Here is an 18,610-nt window from a genome sequence, read left to right on the forward strand (position 1 = left end):
CCACTTATGACCTGTGCAAAACATTGTCGGCCGCTCTCCTCTTTGGGCAATACAGGAACGTTCGATCAAAGATATGACTACGCGCTCCGCCTTGATGGCATTGCAGAGCAGCTTCCTCGACTGCTCGCAGGAACGGCGCATCGCGAAGAGTCAGCGTTCGAATGTTACGTCCGCGAGCGTCTATCCGGTTGCCGCAAATCATCCTTGTGGCTGGATGCGCTACCACTCAACGAACTGTTCGGCCTGTGCGCCAACCTTGGCTTGAAGGTGCTGGACCTGAACAAAGGATTTTTGCAGCTGGATGAACCGGAGCAGCAAGCGACGTATCAGGCGGGATTCGCTGTTCTGGTGGGAGGTCAAGAGTCACTTCGCGAATTCTTTTGTCACGTCATTCGAACGCACACCTTGAAGCTTCCACTCGGCCCAGCGTCACCGTTGGGACGAACCTACACCGCGCTCCTCGGCTCTCGAGCAAGCTGGCAAAGATTCGGCCCAGTTCTCGAAGAGCTCGCGCACGCTGTGTGGTCCGGATGATACACCTATATTTGGCGTAAAGATCGACCGGCGGCGACTGTATAGCGTGAGAAGAGCTGGAGCCGAATTCGGCATGACTCCAAAGACGCTGCTTGGATACGCTGAGGCGAACGGCGCCGCAAACATCACCGTTGTTCATACACAGCACGGTCCTCGCAAGTGGATCACTATCGATGCGACCGTCGCCGAACGCCTGTTTCGGGAGCCCTGCGAGACGGGTTGGCGCAAACGCCTTCGTGCAATGGGAATGACCGCCAAGACCTTGAATGCGGTGCTGGCCGCTGGGCTTCTACGGCCGCTTGAGGTGAAGCCGGGACACTCAGGATTCGCACCGTTGCGGGCTGGTGAAGTCGATGCACTCATGGACCAGTTTTTAGGCCGGGCTGAACTGATCGACAAAAAGCCAACCGATTGTGCACGGTTGCTCGACGTGTCGAGATGCTTGGAAGGTACCATTATTCTGCATCAGCAAATAGTGGAGGGAAAAATATGGGTTGGCAGACTGTGTGGCGAGAACAGGCCATATGCGTCGATAGTCGTGAAAAGGTCGGACGTGGACGCAGCGCTGGTTTGGCCCGACCGTTTCTCATTTCGCACAGCTTCGGACCTCACAAACTTGGACAAATCGATCATCTATGCGGCCTGGCGAAACGGCTGGGTGACCAGCGAACAGGAGTGGGAACTACGCAGCGGACAGATGATGCCCGCCCTTACCCGCGCAACCGTGGATAAGCTCTCCAACGATTTTATCGGACTCATGCAACTGGCCGGAGGTAACCCACGGAGAGCTGGGGCACTCCGACGTCTATTGGCGGCAAAGGGGATTAGTCCAGCCATTACCATTGAACGAGGCGCCTGCGCCTATCTTCGCGAACAGGTTCGAGACTGGTTACCCGGCTAGAAGTCTTTCAATTCTCCCCTATCCAGGGCCGCCATTGGCGGCCCTTTTATTTTGCCTGACGAAGAGGGATAATCCAATTGCTGACTTTGGGAAACTTCGATTCCATGGATGCCAAAAAACTCAATGAAATCAATCCAGATTGGAAATTCCGATTCAATCTCTACACAAGCCAAGCAACTGGGCGGGTAATATCGTATTCGCCGCGCGCACTGTCGAACGACCCCGCACGATCGCTGAACTCCAGGACATAGTGCGCTGGTCAGGCAAGATACGCGTACTGGGCTCCGGCCATTCGTTCAACACCATTGCCGATACCGACGACACACTCCTCATTCTGTCCGACCTTGAGCGCAGGATAGAGATAGACCCTGCCGCCCGGACAGTGAACGTAGATGGTGGCGCCACCTATGCCGATCTGGCGCCAATTCTGCATGCATCCGGTTTCGCCCTACACAATGTTGCGTCCTTGCCCAACATCACGATTGCCGGCGCGGTCGCGACTGCCACGCACGGTTCGGGCGACGCCAACAAGAACCTCGCCGCCGCCGTCTCTGGGATCAAGCTGGTTACGGCCAATGGCGAAATACTGAATCTGAGCCGTGGAGACGCCGATTTCGATGGCGCCGTCGTCAGCCTCGGAGCGCTCGGGGTCATCTGTGAACTGACGCTGGATATCGTCCCCAGTTTCGAGATACGCCAGAACGTCTATCTGGACTTGCCGGTATCGGCCGTTATCGACAACTTCGATGCGCTGATGTCCCGTGCCTATAGCGTCAGCCTTTTTACGCGCTGGCAGGGCGCGGCCACTGACCAGATCTGGGTAAAGGCGCTGACGAGTGCCGGGGAACCGCCGGCTGACGTGCTCGGAGCTCGTGCAGCGACAAAGGCCTGCCACCCCATTCCTGATATGGATGGAACCAATTGCACCGCTCAATTCGGCGTGGCCGGTCCGTGGCACGAGCGGCTGTTTCACTTCGCCATTGGCAACACCGCCTCTGCGGGGGCGGAGCTGCAGTCGGAGTTCTTTGTAAAGCGCAGCGATGCCCCCGCCGCCATCGCAGCACTGCACGCGGCCCAGGAGCATTTCTCAAAGGCATTGTTCATCTCGGAAGTCCGCTCGGTGGCCGCCGACGCGCTGTGGCTCAGTTCCGCCTATGAACAGGACACGATTGGCTTTCACTTCACCTGGCACCCAGAATGGAAGCCAACACTTGCTGCCGTGAAGGCGGTAGAAGCGGCCCTAACCCCATTCAATCCGCGTCCGCATTGGGCCAAGCTCTTCACCCTGCCCGCTGCCACGATTGAAGCTGCATTCCCACGCCTTCCGGACTTCCGCGAGCTCGCCAAGCGCCATGATCCGGAAGGGAAATTCCGCAACAGGTTTGTTACCGAACTCTTCTTCAGCCAACCGGCTTAGCTACAGGCTACTGGCGTCTGCCGTGATGACGCTGCGGCCGAACACTCCGTCTGCCTTGGGCACCAGACGGACCACCGAGTAACCGCGCGCCTTCAGCTCGGCCAGAAAGCCCGGGAGCAGGTCGACGGTACGCTGATGTATGTCGTGGAATAGAACGATGCCACTGCCGCGCGCTTCCAGCCGATCAAGCGTCCGGTTGGCTACCGTCTGCGCACTTTGCTTGTAATAGTCCTTGCTGTCGATATCGACGTCCAGCACCACCATGTCTCCGTGCAGGAGACTGGTCCGAAGAAAGCCGGTTTGCGCCAGGTAGGGGAAGCGGAAGAACGGTGCAAGCTGCCCTGCTCCACCTAGGGCTTCGGCAACTGCCGCCTCCCCGCGAGCAATTTCCGCAAGCGCCGCTCGGCGAGGCAGATTGGCCAGATTGCTGTGATCGAAGGTGTGGCTGCCCACGCTATGGCCGCGCCGGGCCACTTCCTGGGCCAGCGCCGGATTGGATTTGGCCGCTGAACCGAGCATGAGGAACGTCCCCTTCACGCCGTATCGGTCGAGCGCATCGAGAATTTTCGGCGTCTTGCCCGGCCGTGGACCATCATCGAAAGTCAGGATGACTTCACCCGGGCGCAAAATGATATCGGTGGTCGAAGCGACTTCAAGCGTTCGGCCGGCAAGCTGGCTGGTGCCGAATATTCGGCGCGGCATCGCCTGTTCCAACCGAGCCGACGCGCTGCGCGCTGCGCTGCCCGTAATTACTTCGTCGCTGCCTGCGGAAGGTGAGTTGGCAAGAGAATTTTGGCTGATTGGCTTGGCGCAGCCAGCCAAGGTTAAAGCAAGCAGGCCCGAACACAAAAGCGCTGAAAACAACCGCAAGACTGAGCCCACCCGTCCAAATCAAGTGGGTCTACTTTTCGCGATTTATGGTTAACAATCCCCTCGCAAGACCTTAAGATTTACTTACTCGCCAGAATTTTGGCCCGACGCCCCAAAGTATCGAGGGCACTCAGAAACAACGATCGATCCGCAGGACGAAAGCTCGCATTGTGGCCGGAAATCTCACCGGTCTCGCGCAGATGCTGCTTGAGATCACGCATGGCCAGCGCCATGCCGATCGAGGCCGGCGTAAACGGCTTTCCCGTGAAGCCGAGCACATGGCAGCCCTTGTCGATGGCCCGGCTGGCCAGCGGAATATCGGCTGTCAGCACGATGTCATTGGCCTTGGCGTGCTCAACGATCCAGTCATCAGCCGCATCGGCACCCGCCGCAACAACTACAACCTGCACCATCGGATCACGCGATGGCCTGATCCCGCCATTGCTGACAATGATGATGACCAGCCCCAATCGCTCGGCGACCTTCTTGGCCTCCTCCTTTACCGGACAGGCATCGGCATCAACGAAGATAGTCGGTTCAGGCATGCGCGATTTCGTCCAGCACAAAGGTCAAGCGATCTTCCACGGACACTTTGGGAAGCTCGACCACGCGATACCCGATTTCCGCATAGGCGTCACGTATCGGCCCATAAATGCGCTGCGCGTGCTCCCAACCCTCTGTGCGTTCGGCATCGTCGGCGTAAATTTCGCGCCAGGGCGGCGCAAGGAAGACGGTAGAATTATAGCGATAGAGGCGCGCGGCCCGCGCAAAATGCTCGGTCTCCGCCAACCCCATGATCCGGCCATAGGCCAGGAGATCGGGAATACCCCGGTCACACAGGGCCGGTCCTTTGCCCGCGCAAAGCGCTTCAAAAGTCTGAATGTCCCGGTCGAGCATCAATTCGGCAAACCGGGCCGGATCGCGCCATTGTAGCGCCGGTCCATCAATGGCGGTCTGCACCTGGATTACGGCCCGAGCCGCCTCGCGTCCGATGCGAATGCCTCGCGCAGCCGCCGCATTGAGCAGTGTTGTCTTGCCCGCGCCGGGTGCACCGGTCAGCACGAACAGGCTTTCGCCAGCATGGGTCATGCTGTTGCCTCGTAAACAATGTCGGGGAAGCGGCGATAACGCCGCTCCTCCAACCTAGGCGAGGCGTGCCGATCAGTAAACCACCACCGACCGAATGCTTTCGCCCGAATGCATCATGTCAAAGCCCTTGTTGATGTCTTCGAGCCGCAGCGTATGCGTGATCATGGGATCGATATCGATCTTGCCGTCCAGATACCAGTCGACAATCTTGGGCACATCCGTCCGCCCCTTGGCGCCACCAAAGGCCGTGCCCATCCAGGTGCGCCCGGTAACCAGCTGGAATGGCCGTGTCGAAATCTCCTGGCCTGCCCCGGCCACGCCGATCACCACCGACTTGCCCCAGCCGCGATGCGCACATTCGAGCGCCTGACGCATAACCTTGGTGTTACCGGTGCAATCGAATGTGTAATCGGCACCGCCGATCAGATCGCCACGGCGCTTGGTCAGATTGACGAGATAGGGAACGATATCCTCACCGATTTCGGTGGGATTGACGAAATGGGTCATGCCAAAACGCTCGCCCCATTCCTTCTTTCCATTATTGATATCGACGCCAATGATCATGTCCGCACCGGCCAGGCGCAGACCCTGAATGACATTGAGCCCGATACCGCCCAGACCGAACACCACGGCAGTTGCGCCGATTTCCACCTTGGCCGTGTTGATTACCGCCCCGATGCCGGTCGTCACCCCACAGCCGACATAGCAAACCTTGTCGAACGCCGCCGCCGGATCAATCTTGGCGACCGCAATCTCGGGCATGACGGTGTAGTTCGAGAAGGTCGAGCAGCCCATATAGTGGTAGATCGGCTTGCCCTCGAGGGAGAAGCGCGAGGTTCCGTCGGGCATGAGCCCCTGCCCCTGGGTCGCGCGGATGGCGGTGCACAGATTGGTCTTGCCCGACCGGCACGAATAGCACTCACGGCATTCGGGCGTGTAGAGCGGGATGACATGGTCGCCCTTCTTCACGCTGGTAACACCGGCACCAACATCCACCACGACGCCGGCCCCCTCGTGCCCAAGGATAGAGGGGAACAGCCCCTCAGGGTCAGCCCCTGAAAGCGTGAAATCATCAGTGTGACAAAGCCCGGTGGCCTTGATCTCGATCAGAACTTCGCCCGCCTTGGGGCCCTCCAGATCCACTTCGACAATCTCAAGCGGCTTTCCTGCGGCAAGGGCGACGGCGGCACGGGTCTTCATAGCTCAACAACTCCAGTCTGATGCGCCGGACCATGCCACGCGCCGCCCTCCGACCGCAACCGCTAGCCACCGCCCCCTCCGCCGCCAAGGGACAACATGACGTTGACCGCGGACGCCAATAGCAGCGTGTTGTAGAGGTGAGAAAAGACCAGATGGACAACAACGCGCCGTCGCATTGTATTGCTGGCGATCTTGACGTCTGACGTCGCAACCGAAGTGCCTACCGTGTAGGAGAAATACATGAAGGCGACAGCGTCTGGTTTCTCGTCGCCGGGGAACTGCAGTCCACCCGCGTTTTCTTGCTTCTCGTCATGCCCTTCTTCCGGAGCCTGATAGTATTCGTAAGCGTAATGCAAGGCACCAAGCGCCTGCACGGTAAACCACCCCAGAACAACAGAGGCAACGCCGAGCGTGACTGCAATTGGGTCGGGCTTGCCACCATTGGCAAGCGCCAGTGTCAGGGACACCACCGAGGCCAGAACGACGAGCGAGACAATAGCGAAAATACCGGCGGCGGGAGTGTCTTCCGCCCGCGCATTCTCTTGTAGATAGTCCGCCGTCAGCATCGGCACTTTGAGAAAAGTCAGCGCCAGAAACACCGCGAACAATGCATTGGAGCTGAAACCGATCGCATATTTGGGCGCCAGCCAAAGAGATAGAGTCAGAACGGCACTCCCCGCGATCAGTCCGGCGTAGGACTGGGCGTGGCGCGGCAAGATCCGCCTGCGCAGCAAGGAATGTGACTGGAGGTCATTCATGGCGTTCCGTCCCGGCGCAACCTTGTGGGGCCGCGCCGGATCAACGCCCTTAGCCCGGAATGGCTCCCGGCCCTGGCTGTGCGCCCGGCGGCACCTTGCCCATGATGATCATGCCCAGCACTTCATCCTTGGTGACATCGGAGGTTTTCGCCTGCCCCACGACTTGCCCGTTTTTCATCACCACGACCCGATCCGCCAGATCGAACACATCGTGGATATCGTGGCTGATCAGGAAAATGCCGATCCCCTCGGTCTTGAGTTGCTTGATCAACTCACCCACCTGCGCGGTTTCCTGCGGTCCCAAGGCGGCCGTGGGCTCGTCCATGATCAGTATGCGTGCATTGAACAGGATCGCCCTGGCAATTGCCACGGACTGGCGCTGCCCCCCCGAAAGTGCCTTCACCGGCTCCTTGAAGCGGCGGAAGTTAGGGTTAAGCCGCCCCATGACTTCACGCGCCTTGGACTCCATTGCAGCATCGTCCAGCGTTCCGAGCGAAGTGACCATCTCACGGCCAAGGAACAGATTTGCCGCCGCATCGACATTGTCTGCAACAGCGAGCTGCTGGTAGATCGTTTCAATGCCATAGGCTTTGGCGTCGCGCGGATTGTTGATCGTCGCCGTCTCGCCATTGATGCGGATTTCGCCCTCGTCGCGCTTGTAGGCGCCTGAGAGAATCTTGATCAGCGTCGACTTGCCCGCGCCATTGTGGCCAAGCAGGCCGACCACTTCCCCGCTATGCAGATCGATCGAGGCGCGATCCACTGCGTGAATGCCGCCGAAGGAGATCGAGATGTCGGTCATTTCGACCAGAGGCTTGCCGGTATCCAGCATAACGCAACTCCTAATGCTTGTTCCGGCGGTAGAGCGTGTCGAGCCACACCGCAAAGACCAGAACCGCGCCAACCACGATGGACTGCAGCGGACTGTCGATCCCCATCAACACCATGCCCGACTGCAGCGACTGCATAACCACGGCCCCCAGCAACGCCCCGGCAATCGTGCCCACGCCACCAGCAAGGGAAGTGCCCCCGATAACCGCCGCGGCGATGACGTATAGTTCGTCTAGTGTACCCAAGGCATTCGTCGCTGCGTTCAGGCGGGCGGTCGAAATGGCGGCGGCGATGGCGCAGAGCGCGCCCATCAGCATGAAAATCTTGACGGTAACCCAGCGCGTGTTGATGCCGGCCAGTTCCGCCGCCTCGGGGTTACCGCCCATGGCATAGACATAGCGGCCAAAACGCGTGCGCGTCGTCAGAAACGTCATGACCACACCCACGCCAACCGCGATCAGAACCGGAATGGCAATCCCGTGAGAGATAAACAGCCCACCCTCAGGCACCGGGATTCCATTGGCCTCGGCGAACCGCTCGGCAATGCGCACCGGCCAGGGATAGGCGTTGGCGACCCAGACTGCTGCAATGGTCGCGCCGCAACCGATCACGGCCAGCGAGACTTCGGCCCAGACCGGGCGCTGCGGGAAATTGAACCGCTGGCGCTGGCGTCGACCAAAATATAACCCGATGATTATCGCAGCACAGGCCACGGCCGCGATCACCCAACTCCAGAGGGCGCCGATCGACCCATCCGGACCGCCCCCCATCAACTGGAAGGTCGAGTCCATCGGCGCGACCGTCCGGCCAGCGGTGACCCACCAGGCCGCCCCGCGCCAGACCAGATATCCGCCCAGCGTCACGATGAAGGCTGGCACGCGCAGATAGGCGATGATCGCCCCCTGCACGCCACCAATCCCCACGCCGACGGCCAGACCCGTGCCGAGGGACAACACCCAGATCAATGGATGCCCCAGACCCAATCCAAACTGGGTCGGCAGAATTTGCGTCTGCATCACGCCCATCACCATGCCCACCACGCCCAGTATCGAGCCGACGGACAGGTCGATATTGCGGGTCACGATAACCAGCACCATGCCAGTGACCATCACCGCCACCGACGCGGTTTGCACCGACAGGTTCCACAGATTGCGCGGGGTCAGAAACAGCCCGCCCGAGAAGAAGTTGAAACCAATCCAGATGATGGCCAGCGCACCGATCATGCCCAGCAGGCGCGTGTCGATTTCGGTCGCGATCAAGAACCGCTGCAACGGATTTTGCACCGTCTGGCTCGGATGCGTGGTGCTTGCTATGGCGCGCAGTTCGGCCATCAATATCCCCCATGGAAGAAGCGCTCCGGCGAGCCGGGACGCGGTCTGATCACGCAAGTGCCGCAGCGCGTCACGCCGCGGCACTTGCTGGTCAGTCTAGTACAAGATGACCTCAGTCACACGCAGCGACGGAACCGGCCGCAACACCCTGGCAAACGACGTCCTTGGACACCCAGCCGGCATCGATCACGACGTTGAGGTTGTCCTGCGTCACAGGCACGGGCGCCAGCAACACTGCATTCATCTCGACGCCGTTCGGGCCGTCGGAGAATTTGGTCGCGTCTGTCACTTCGTCGAGGGCAGCACCGTCGGCCAGCTCAACCGCAATTTCAGCGGCTTTCTTGCCGAGCTCGCGCGCATCCTTCCACACCGACACCGTCTGGGTGCCCAGCGCGATGCGATTGAGGGCGGCATGATCGCCATCCTGCCCGGAAACCGGCACTGAACCGGCAAGTCCCTGTGCGCTGAGTGCTGCGATTGCACCGCCGGCAGTACCGTCATTGGAAGCGACCACTGCGTCGACCTCGTTGTTGTTGGCGGTGAGGAACTGTTCCATGTTCCCCTGGGCGACTTCCGGGTTCCAGTTGTCGGTATAGGCCTCGCCAACATTGACGATGGCACCGGAATCGATCGCGTCCTGAAGCACTTCCATCTGACCGGCAAACAGGAAATCGGCGTTCGGATCGGCCGAGTTGCCCTTGATGAAGACATAGTTGCCTTCAGGCTGGACTTCGAACACGCCGCGGGCCTGCATGCGACCCACTTCCTTGTTGTCGAAAGTCAGATAGAAGGCGTCCGGATTCTCGATCAGGCGGTCATAACCGACGACCGGGATACCTTCTGCGACGGCCGCAGCCACGGCGGGGCCAATGGCATCGCTGTCCTGAGCGAGGACGATCAGCGCATCTGCACCCTGGCTGATCAGGCTTTCAATATCGGTCAGCTGCTTGGAGGCGGACGATTGGGCGTCAGCCGAAATATATTCCGCGCCAGCGGCCTCAAGCGCGGCCTTGATGGCGGCTTCGTCGGTTTTCCAGCGCTCTTCCTGGAAGTTATTCCAGGACACACCAACGACAATCTGGTCCTGCGCGACAGCCGAGCCGAAAAGCACGGTGGACGCCAGCAGAACTGCTGCAAATTTCTTCATATCTGTCCTCCCATGGGCAGATTTGCTGCCCGCAATGCAAGTTGGCGGTTTAACCCCAACCGGGCACCGCCTCCCTGCGCCCTGAGCATTAATTTTACTGCTCGAAAAAAGGTCTCGCATGTGCGGCCGCGACATGTCAACTTCATTTTCGGGCCTCGAAGAAATTCGAGTGTTGCGATAAGGCGTGCACAATGCTGTCTTGAATATCGGGGTTGGGGAGAAGGCCGCTTGACGCGAAACGTCAGCGATAGTGATAGCGTCCGGCGGCAAAATCGCGGATTGATCCTGAGTGCGCTGCGCTCAGGCGGCCCTCAGTCGCGCACTGGTTTGGCAGGCGTTACAGGCCTTAGCCACGCCAGCGTCACAGCCATCATGCAGGACCTTTTGGCGCAACGGATCGTCGAGGAACTTACCAGTTCCGAGCGCACCGATGGGCGCATGCGAGGCAGACCGGCGACCCTGGTAGGATTCCATCGCGGGGCCGCATATGTGGCGCTGCTTGAAGTCGACGTGAATCGGCTGCGCGCTTCGCTTGTCGATTATTCTGGTGTGCTGGTGGACCGGATTGAAACGGCCATCTCACCATCAACCTTTGCCCAAACAACGCCCAGCGAATTTTTCACCTTGCACTTGGAAAGCCTTCGCGAACGGACGCCGCAGGCGGCCCAGACCCTTCGCCGTGTCGCGATCAGCGTTCAAGGCATTCTCAGCTCAGATAGTAGTGGCCTTAAATGGTCCCCCATTGCCGGGCTGGCCGGATCTTCCTTTGCGCATGATCTTGCCGAGAATTCTGGACTGCCGGTCTCACTCTACAAACGCGGCAGGCTGTTGGCCGAGGGCACGCGCTGGCTCGATCCAGCACTGCACGACTCTAGTGTGGCAACGGTCTTTGTCGGCTCAACGGTCGCGATGGGCCTCAGTCTGCACGGGCACATCACCGGTCGAAGCGAAGGCGGCGCCACCGAGTTCGGCCATATGAACCACGTGCCCAATGGCGCCCTTTGCCGTTGCGGCATGCGTGGATGCATCGAAGCCTATGCGGCCGATTATGGCATCTTGCGTACCAGCTACTCGGTGCCCGAAACCACACCCCCTGCCCCCGCTGTTCCGGCGCAGCAGTTCGAAGCACTGATCCAGCGCGCAGAGGCCGGCGACAGAGACGCGACGCATGGCTTCAACTTGGCCGGCCGCGCCATCGGCTATGGCTTGAGCCGCATGTTGGCGATGTTCGACCCCACCCATATCCTGATTGTCGGGCCAGGCGCGCGCGCTTTGGACCTGTTCCGACCCGAAATCGAGGCCGCGCTGTCCTCGTCCCTGGTTTGTAACATCAACGGACTACCCAAAATCCTCGCTCACCCCGACGAGCGCGAACCCATTTTCAGAGGCCTGATGATGAAGACCTTGTCGGCGCTCGACCAAACCGATTTTGCGGCGCTGGAATCGGGCAGCAGCGTTCAGCGCCGCGCCTGACCCTCCCGGGCGAGACCGACGAGCCAAAAGCGTCGGCCCCTGAAGGACCTTGGCTTTCAGAGTTTGAGAAAATCGTGGAGCTGATCCGCAAGGACGACCGGTTCAGCTTCAGCGCCATGCAGCACCAATTCGGCGTTTTCCGGCGGTTCGAAGGGTGAATCGATGCCGGTGAAATTCTTGATCTCGCCAGCTCGAGCCCGTTTGTAGAGTCCCTTGGGGTCGCGTGCCTCGCACACCTCAAGCGGGGTATCCACATAGACCTCTGTAAAGGCAGTATCCCCAGCGATCTCGCGTGCCAGCCGCCGCTCCTTTTCGAAGGGAGAGATGAATGACACCAGCACAATCAACCCGGCATCGGCCATCAGCCGCGCCACTTCGGCCACGCGACGAATGTTTTCGACACGCGCCGCTTCGGTAAAGCCTAGATCTTTGTTCAGGCCATGCCGGACATTGTCGCCATCCAGAATATAGGCGTGCCGCCCCTCGGCAGTCAGCCGCTTCTCGAGAAGATTGGCGACCGAGGACTTGCCCGAACCCGAAAGCCCTGTGAACCAGATAATACGAGGCGATTGCCCCTTCATCTGCGCCCGTACTTCCCGGTTCACATCAAAGGATTGGTAGGTCAGGTTCTGGGCGCGCCGCAGGCCGAAATCGATCGTCCCCGCTCCGAGCGTGGCATTAGAAATCCGGTCAACCAGAATGAATCCGCCAGTCAGCCCATTGCTCGCATAAGGATCGAAAGCAATCGGCTTGTCGGTGTTGAGCGTGACCGTGGCAACCTCATTAAGGTCGATTTTAGTAGCCGCCGTCTGTTCCAGCGTATTCACATTGGTTCGGAACTTGAGATCGGTGATAGTCGCCGGCACCGTCTGCGTGCCAATCTTGAGCAGATAAGATCGCCCCGGATAGGCCGGCTCCTCGTTCATCCAGACCACCCTGGCCTGAAACTGGTTGGAATACTCCGGCGTCTCACCGGGCCGTGAAAGCACGTCACCACGCGAGATATCCACCTCGCGATCGAGCACCAACGTCACCGCCTGACCGGCAATCGCGCGGTCAAGATCGCCACCCATAGTGACAATGCGGCTAACGACGGCCGGTTTGCGGGAGGCCGCGATCAGCACCTCGTCGCCCACAGCCACGGCCCCCGATGCCACGGTGCCCGAGAAGCCGCGGAAGTCGAGGTTGGGCCGGTTAACCCATTGCACCGGAAAGCGGAACTTCTCAGCAGTGCGGTCCTCTGCAACGTCAATGGCTTCAAGATAAGGCACCAGGGCCGCGCCCTCATACCAGGGCGTTTTCTCGCTGGGCCGCAGGATATTATCGCCTCGCAGCGCCGAAACCGGAACGGCGGCAAGCGTTTTGAAGCCCAACGGTGCCGCGAAAGCACGATATTCGGCAACGATCCGGTCAAAGGCCTCTTGGTCGTAGTCCACCAGATCAATCTTGTTGACCACTAGAACCACATGCTTCACCCCGATCAGCGACAGGATGAAACTGTGCCGCCTGGTCTGGGTGAGCACGCCCTTGCGCGCATCGATCAACACCAGCGCCAGTTCGGCATTGGAGGCGCCCGTCGCCATGTTGCGAGTGTACTGCTCATGGCCCGGCGTGTCGGCCACGATGAACTTGCGCTTGTCGGTCGAGAAGAACCGGTAGGCAACATCGATCGTGATGCCTTGTTCCCGCTCGGCAACGAGGCCATCTACCAGCAGGGAAAAATCGATTCCCTCGTCACCCACCGTGCGGTTGTGGCTTTCTTTCTTGAGACTCGCCAACTGGTCATCAAGGATGAGCTGGCTGTCATAAAGCAGCCGCCCGATCAGGGTGGACTTGCCGTCATCGACGCTGCCGCAGGTAAGAAAACGTAACAGCGATTTTTCCGTCTGCTGGGCAAGCCACAGATCAAGATTGGTGTCGGCGGTAGCAGGAACTGCGGACATGACTAGAAATACCCTTCCTGCTTCTTCTTCTCCATCGAGCCGACGCTGTCGCTGTCGATCAGCCGCCCTTCGCGCTCCGAAGTCCGGCTCGCCTGCATTTCCATGATGATGGAGGGCAGGTCGGCGGCTTCGGAACGGATCGCGCCCGTCAGCGGGTAGCAACCCAGCGTGCGGAACCGCACCACTTCCTCCTTGGGCGTTTCGCCCGGATTGAGCGGCAGGCGCTCGTCGTCGACCATGATGAGCGTGCCGGAACGCTCGACCACCGGCCGCGGACGAGCGAAATAAAGCGGCACAATCGGAATTTGTTCGGAATAGATATAGGTCCAGACATCGAGCTCGGTCCAATTCGAGATTGGAAACACCCGCATGCTCTCGCCCGGATTGAGCCGCGTGTTAAACGTCCGCCACAGCTCGGGCCGCTGGTTCTTGGGGTCCCAGGCATGGCTGGCATTGCGATGCGAGAACACTCGTTCTTTGGCTCGCGACTTTTCTTCATCTCGGCGCGCCCCGCCAATGGCCGCGTCATAGCGCCCCGCTGTCAGCGCCTGGCGCAAAGCCGCGGTCTTCATAATGTCGGTGTAGCGTGAGGACCCATGGTCAAACGGGTTGATGCCGTCACGCACGCCATCCTGATTGGTGTGGGTGATCAGGTCGAACCCATATTCTTCAGCTGTCCTGTCGCGGAAAGCGATCATCTCGCGAAACTTGAACGTCGTGTCGACATGCAAGAGCGGGAACGGGATCTTGCTCGGAAAGAACGCCTTGCGCGCTAGATGCAGCAATACGCTCGAATCCTTGCCGATCGAATACATCATCACTGGCCGCTCAAAGCTTGCGGCAACTTCGCGCAGAATCTCGATGCTCTCGGCCTCAAGGGTCTGCAAATGCGTCAGTCGTTTCTGGTCCAACACTCGTATCCGGATATGGGGCCTGTCGGCGGAGATTTGCCTAGGTTTCGTACCCTCCCACGCCCTTGACCATCAACCCAAAAACTGCCCGAAACCCTTGTGCTACAGGGCCTTGAGGCAAATTAGTGCACCAATGGGGCAGCGCGTATGAAAGCCCACCCCAAGCGCCTTGCCCGCCGCATTGCGCAATGCGTACGCTCCCCAATTGGCAGAAAAAAAGTTCACGGGCCGCGGGTCTACGCACGAGCGTAGCAGTCCATGTTTTTACCTGCTGTGCGGCCGCGTAGAGCGTCATTCGGATCATGATGAACACGTACTGTGAAGACGCACTCATGAGCGGCTCCAGGCAAGGAACCTGCATCTATCCGCTCTCCAGCGCGTGTTGAGCGAACAGTTCCGCTTCTGGATTTGTTTCTGGTTCAGCGTTCGCTGGGCGCTGGCGCTAAGCGGCCGGCAATTGCATCTGCGCCGGCTCTGCGCTCGAGGGCAGCGACATGACGGATTGGGTCGATCGTGCAAACGCAGCCATGACACCACGTGCAGCCTTGCGAGCCAGTATGATATTCTGCTCGTTGAGGTAGCAGAACACTTCTTCCAGCTCGGGCGGGATATCACCCTCATTCTCGCTGATCAGTTCCTCCGTCAGCGCCGTAATCACATAATGGCGCGCCGCCGCGTCGTCGGCGAGATCGGCAGAACGGGCATGCATTACCAGCCGGACCAGCAGGCCGCCGATCGCGGCAGATAGTCCGCAGCGGGCGAACAACGCCATGAGGACCGCGCGACTACCGCTTTCAAGCAGGGTGAACACCTTGTCCGCGCTGGTATTAGCCAGCCCACCGATGCAGGCCGCAAAGAACAACACCCGCCCGGTCACGACCGCATGCAGCAGCAATCGCGCACTAACTTGATCTGCGCCCAGCAAATCATCGACAAACGCCGATCGACCCGCTTCGGCGATACGCTCTCCGATCACCGCCACCGCTGTATCGGTGCCATTGCGGAGCACCCGACCCAGACGGTCAGCATTGAGCGCACCCTTGACGATACGACATCCGCGCAGGCTCTCGGCAACTTGGTGCACCAGAGCCAGTCGCGTCGGTCCCGGCAGGTCCTTCCGGGCAAGCAAGGCGCCACGATATGCAGCGTCGGCGCCAAAGCTCCTGGCCAACTGGTCCAGGGTGGACGCCTCAATGTAGACGTCGTCGCGGCGCAGCAGGCGCAAGGTAATGCGCTGGTCATGCCGGCCAATCAGCGCCGACGCCAGCCTTGGACTGACACGGGAGCGCTGCGCAATGGCCAGCAAGACATCGTGGTCGCCTCGAGCCACGTTCGGCAGGAGATCGGCATCCACCAATACGGGTGAATATTGCAGCACGGCACGCGATATCACTGCACTGTCCTGCAGCAACGAAAGGATAATCGGACGAGGTGCCTGACGCGAATGCAAGAGGCCATAGGCCAGAGCCGCCCGAACCTTTACCGAGTTGTCATCGAGAAACCCGATCAACGCGGCATAAAGCGCCGCGTGCTCGTCGGCGGGCCCGCTGTGGTCGAGATAGGCGAGTGCCGCAAGATGAGCTGCATGCCCTCGCGCGTCACTGTCCTTGGACTGTGACAGTTCTGCAAATGCCTCGTAGCCGACCATTACGCACTCCACTCCGATGGAGCGAAGCTAGCGATCAAACTTTAAGGAACGGTTCACCATAACCGACTGCACTCGGCTCGGTATGGGCCCCAGGTCAGGCTGACTGTCAAATGCCTGCAGATACGGCGAAAAGTCGCGACAGCGCGTCCCAGAACACGAACACCATCACCCAGGACACAGGACCAGAGCCAGAACAATCAACGCCCCTGGGCAAAGCACCTCCGAGCTCGCGCCCGCCTCGCGCGATGGGTGTGCCATCACTTTCCTCCACAAGGCCCTGATGCTCTTCGGCAGCCAAGGTTAGCCTCACTAGAGGGGGCATTGCCAGGATCGCCAACCCACACATTCGATCTAGATCGCCCTGTCCGGCTTATTGGGCGTACAGTTGAGTAAAGAATGCTGCCCCCTCCTGGCCGGCCTCCACCTCACCTTCAGGTTCATTCTTGAACAGGCCGGTGAAGGACATGTTTGCCGGCGAAAATCTTGAAGGCAAAGGGGGATCGGAGACTTGTTGCGCGGACTGATCGCCCCCGCCTGTCATCTGCTGCACGGCGAACCCGGCACTGTCGCCCGTTCCGTGTTTGGCCACCAGCACCTGGTAAACCTGCCGAATGGTCCGGGCCTGACCGTCACCATCGAAAAATATGGCCCGATTGGCAGCTGCTTGCCGCGGAAAGAGTTGAACGGCGATCTGATCGGGGTTCTGCAGCCCGGCCTTGAACATCCGCTCCGCGCCCTGCGCCCCCAGAAAATGCGCTATGTAAAGTTCACCAGCACTTGGCATCCGCCCAAAATGGTTGCGCAGATACTCGCCATTGGTTCGGGTGAATGCCGCAGCGAGGTCTGCGGCGACCTGCGGATTTTCGCGCAATTGCAGGATCTGTTCCCGCCTGGCCTTATCGGCCACCACATAGTCGCCATCAGATGTGCGGGTGATTGCTTCGGCATAGGAATGATAACCCAATCGCGGGCCCTCTTCCTTCATCACCTGCAGCCAGGTCCCCTCAAGAAACTGGAACAGCCCCACAGCTGAAGAGGTGCTGGCCCGCGCCTGGGGATTAAGGCTGCTTTCCCGCATTGCCGTTTGCAGCAGATAGTCGAAATCCACCCCGCTGCGGTTGCCCGCAGCGTTCAGAGCATTGGCCAGGCTCTGCGAAATGGAAATGGACTGCACGCCCATGGCAGATTGTCTCGACGGGAATCACTGCCCAACACTAGCACTCAATCTCGTTAACGCCCTGTTAACCAAAACCTCCCTCGCGTCGTGCAACGTTAGATGAAGTAGTTTCTGGCGGTTTGATGTTCGATCGGCCGTCAGCGAGATCAATTGAAAGGCAATGTAAATTTCATGTCAGCAGCCATTGGGCGGTTTATAATCCCGACCGATTGTGACACAGCTTTTCCCCAATTGGGGTCTAGGCGAAAACCGGATTCGGCCCTGCAAGCGGTGCCGCAAGCTGGAGAGCACATGCGTTCGGCAAGACTATTGGCAACCCTGATCGCCGTGCTGCTGGCGCTAGGTCCACTGGCTGCGGCCCAACCCGCCATCGCCCAGCAATCGGCGGAGATCCCTCCCCTGCCGCGTCCACGGCCTGACCGCGACGCTTCGCCCGCGACAACCGCGCCGGACGACACCACAGCGGCCGAAGCGATAGCCGCGGTGTCTAACGTGCCGCAACCAGTTACGCTCACCGCGCGCATCACCGCCGATGGCGCCCCCATACCTGAAGGGCTGGTTTGGCGGATCTTCGAGGGGAGCCCTGGCGAGGATGGCGAAATGGCTCTCGTTGCGAAGGCCGACACCGGCAGCGCGCAGCTCGACCTGCCCCCCGGAGACTACGTCGTCCACGTCGCCTATGGACAGGCCCAGCTCAGTGAACCATTCACCGTCATGCCCGGCACGAACAGCCATGACGTCAACCTTGAAGCCGGTGCATTGCGGTTGAATTCAGCGGTAACGGGAGACATTCCGATCTCCCCGGCTCTGCTGCATTTTGACATATTCACCGCCAACGACGAAGCCGGCCGAGCACTTATCGCGGATGACCTTCCCCCCAACGAGATCATCACGCTGAACGCCGGCACCTATGAGATTGTCTCGCGTTTCGGCGCAATCAATGCCGTGGTCCGCGCCGATCTGAGGGTCGAGCCAGGTCAGCTGACCGATGCCACGCTCTTTCATCATGCGGCCGAAATATCGTTCAAGCTTGTCTCGGAAGAAGCGGGTGAAGCCATCGCGGACGTTGAATGGACGGTCAAAACCGCTGAAGGTGCAACCATATTCAGCGATCGTGGGGCCTTCCCGTCCACGGTCCTGTCCGAAGGCGAATATCTGGTGCTCGCCAAGCTCGGGGATCAGGTCTACAACCGCCAAATTCAGGTCCAGGCTGGCGGCCCGCGAGAAATTGAAGTTCTGACGACCGTCTATTAGTCAGATCACCACCAGAGAAGTGTCTTTCGCGGGTAGGTGTTGTCTCAATTGCGCAACAAGTTGCAGGCAGACAGTACTTCGACTTGAATGGTGCTTGGATGCAGCCCAGATGCATGGGACAAACGG

17 protein-coding genes are annotated in these 18,610 nt (G+C 59.7%); 5 read left to right on the forward strand and 12 right to left on the reverse strand.

The features are described from left to right. Positions 1-6 precede the first annotated feature (6 nt). The 3 genes from GGR20_RS04895 to GGR20_RS04905 all read left to right on the forward strand — a co-directional run bounded on the left by GGR20_RS04895 (position 7) and on the right by GGR20_RS04905 (position 2,852). Entirely contained in the window at positions 7-534 is a 528-nt protein-coding gene (locus tag GGR20_RS04895; protein WP_183310133.1) for a hypothetical protein, read from the forward strand. Between the two features lie 73 nt (positions 535-607). After that, positions 608-1,435, forward strand: a complete 828-nt coding sequence (locus GGR20_RS04900) for a hypothetical protein (RefSeq protein WP_183310134.1) — start codon at positions 608-610, stop codon at positions 1,433-1,435. Positions 1,436-1,574: 139 nt separating this feature from the next. Continuing rightward, positions 1,575-2,852, forward strand: coding sequence for an FAD-binding protein (locus GGR20_RS04905; RefSeq protein ID WP_210283087.1), 1,278 nt, complete (start codon positions 1,575-1,577; stop codon positions 2,850-2,852). On the opposite strand, the gene GGR20_RS04910 is transcribed toward GGR20_RS04905, so the two are convergent. The 8 genes from GGR20_RS04910 to xylF form a co-directional block, all read right to left on the reverse strand. After that, positions 2,853-3,554 (reverse strand): polysaccharide deacetylase family protein, encoded by a 702-nt coding sequence (locus tag GGR20_RS04910; RefSeq protein WP_183310135.1) that lies wholly within the window; start codon positions 3,552-3,554, stop codon positions 2,853-2,855. Between the two features lie 248 nt (positions 3,555-3,802). Continuing rightward, positions 3,803-4,267 carry a YaiI/YqxD family protein gene (locus GGR20_RS04915; protein WP_183310136.1) on the reverse strand — a complete coding sequence of 155 codons (465 nt, stop codon included), beginning with the start codon at positions 4,265-4,267 and terminating at the stop codon, positions 3,803-3,805. Beyond that, positions 4,260-4,811: an AAA family ATPase gene (locus GGR20_RS04920; RefSeq protein ID WP_183310137.1), complete on the reverse strand. Its 552-nt coding sequence runs from the start codon at positions 4,809-4,811 to the stop codon at positions 4,260-4,262. Before GGR20_RS04920 ends, GGR20_RS04915 begins: the two co-directional genes overlap by 8 nt. Positions 4,812-4,883: 72 nt before the next feature. Beyond that, complete coding sequence (locus GGR20_RS04925; RefSeq protein ID WP_183310138.1) at positions 4,884-6,011, reverse strand: S-(hydroxymethyl)glutathione dehydrogenase/class III alcohol dehydrogenase; 1,128 nt, start codon at positions 6,009-6,011, stop codon at positions 4,884-4,886. A 62-nt stretch (positions 6,012-6,073) separates the two neighbouring features. Continuing rightward, positions 6,074-6,769, reverse strand: a complete 696-nt coding sequence (locus GGR20_RS04930; protein WP_183310139.1) for a DUF1345 domain-containing protein — start codon at positions 6,767-6,769, stop codon at positions 6,074-6,076. Between the two features lie 49 nt (positions 6,770-6,818). Further along, positions 6,819-7,601 carry an ATP-binding cassette domain-containing protein gene (locus GGR20_RS04935; RefSeq protein ID WP_183310140.1) on the reverse strand — a complete coding sequence of 261 codons (783 nt, stop codon included), beginning with the start codon at positions 7,599-7,601 and terminating at the stop codon, positions 6,819-6,821. A gap of 10 nt (positions 7,602-7,611) precedes the next feature. Beyond that, positions 7,612-8,931 (reverse strand): sugar ABC transporter permease, encoded by a 1,320-nt coding sequence (locus GGR20_RS04940; protein ID WP_183310141.1) that lies wholly within the window; start codon positions 8,929-8,931, stop codon positions 7,612-7,614. 112 nt (positions 8,932-9,043) lie between these two features. Then, a complete protein-coding gene (gene xylF / locus GGR20_RS04945) occupies positions 9,044-10,078 on the reverse strand; it encodes a D-xylose ABC transporter substrate-binding protein (protein ID WP_183310142.1) in 1,035 nt (344 codons plus the stop codon). A 228-nt stretch (positions 10,079-10,306) separates the two neighbouring features. On the opposite strand from xylF, the gene GGR20_RS04950 reads away from it, so the two are divergent. Beyond that, the gene (locus tag GGR20_RS04950) at positions 10,307-11,551 is read left to right on the forward strand and encodes an ROK family protein (RefSeq protein WP_183310143.1); all 1,245 of its coding nucleotides are present in this window, start codon (positions 10,307-10,309) and stop codon (positions 11,549-11,551) included. Between the two features lie 56 nt (positions 11,552-11,607). On the opposite strand, the gene cysN is transcribed toward GGR20_RS04950, so the two are convergent. The 4 genes from cysN to GGR20_RS04970 form a co-directional block, all read right to left on the reverse strand. After that, the gene (gene cysN, locus GGR20_RS04955; RefSeq protein WP_183310144.1) at positions 11,608-13,494 is read right to left on the reverse strand and encodes a sulfate adenylyltransferase subunit CysN; all 1,887 of its coding nucleotides are present in this window, start codon (positions 13,492-13,494) and stop codon (positions 11,608-11,610) included. A gap of 2 nt (positions 13,495-13,496) precedes the next feature. Continuing rightward, positions 13,497-14,405 carry a sulfate adenylyltransferase subunit CysD gene (cysD, locus tag GGR20_RS04960; RefSeq protein ID WP_183310145.1) on the reverse strand — a complete coding sequence of 303 codons (909 nt, stop codon included), beginning with the start codon at positions 14,403-14,405 and terminating at the stop codon, positions 13,497-13,499. A 442-nt stretch (positions 14,406-14,847) separates the two neighbouring features. Continuing rightward, the gene (locus GGR20_RS04965) at positions 14,848-16,053 is read right to left on the reverse strand and encodes a DUF2336 domain-containing protein (protein WP_183310146.1); all 1,206 of its coding nucleotides are present in this window, start codon (positions 16,051-16,053) and stop codon (positions 14,848-14,850) included. Positions 16,054-16,423: 370 nt separating this feature from the next. Continuing rightward, the gene (locus tag GGR20_RS04970) at positions 16,424-17,233 is read right to left on the reverse strand and encodes a transglycosylase SLT domain-containing protein (protein WP_183310147.1); all 810 of its coding nucleotides are present in this window, start codon (positions 17,231-17,233) and stop codon (positions 16,424-16,426) included. 288 nt (positions 17,234-17,521) lie between these two features. Here GGR20_RS04970 and GGR20_RS04975 point away from each other — a divergent pair, with 288 nt between their 5' ends. After that, positions 17,522-18,484: an RgsD C-terminal domain-containing protein gene (locus GGR20_RS04975; RefSeq protein ID WP_183310148.1), complete on the forward strand. Its 963-nt coding sequence runs from the start codon at positions 17,522-17,524 to the stop codon at positions 18,482-18,484. Positions 18,485-18,610: the final 126 nt, after the last annotated feature.

Origin of the sequence: Devosia subaequoris, from assembly GCF_014197055.1 — a bacterium.
In the GTDB taxonomy this organism is placed as follows: Bacteria; Pseudomonadota; Alphaproteobacteria; order Rhizobiales; family Devosiaceae; genus Devosia; species Devosia subaequoris.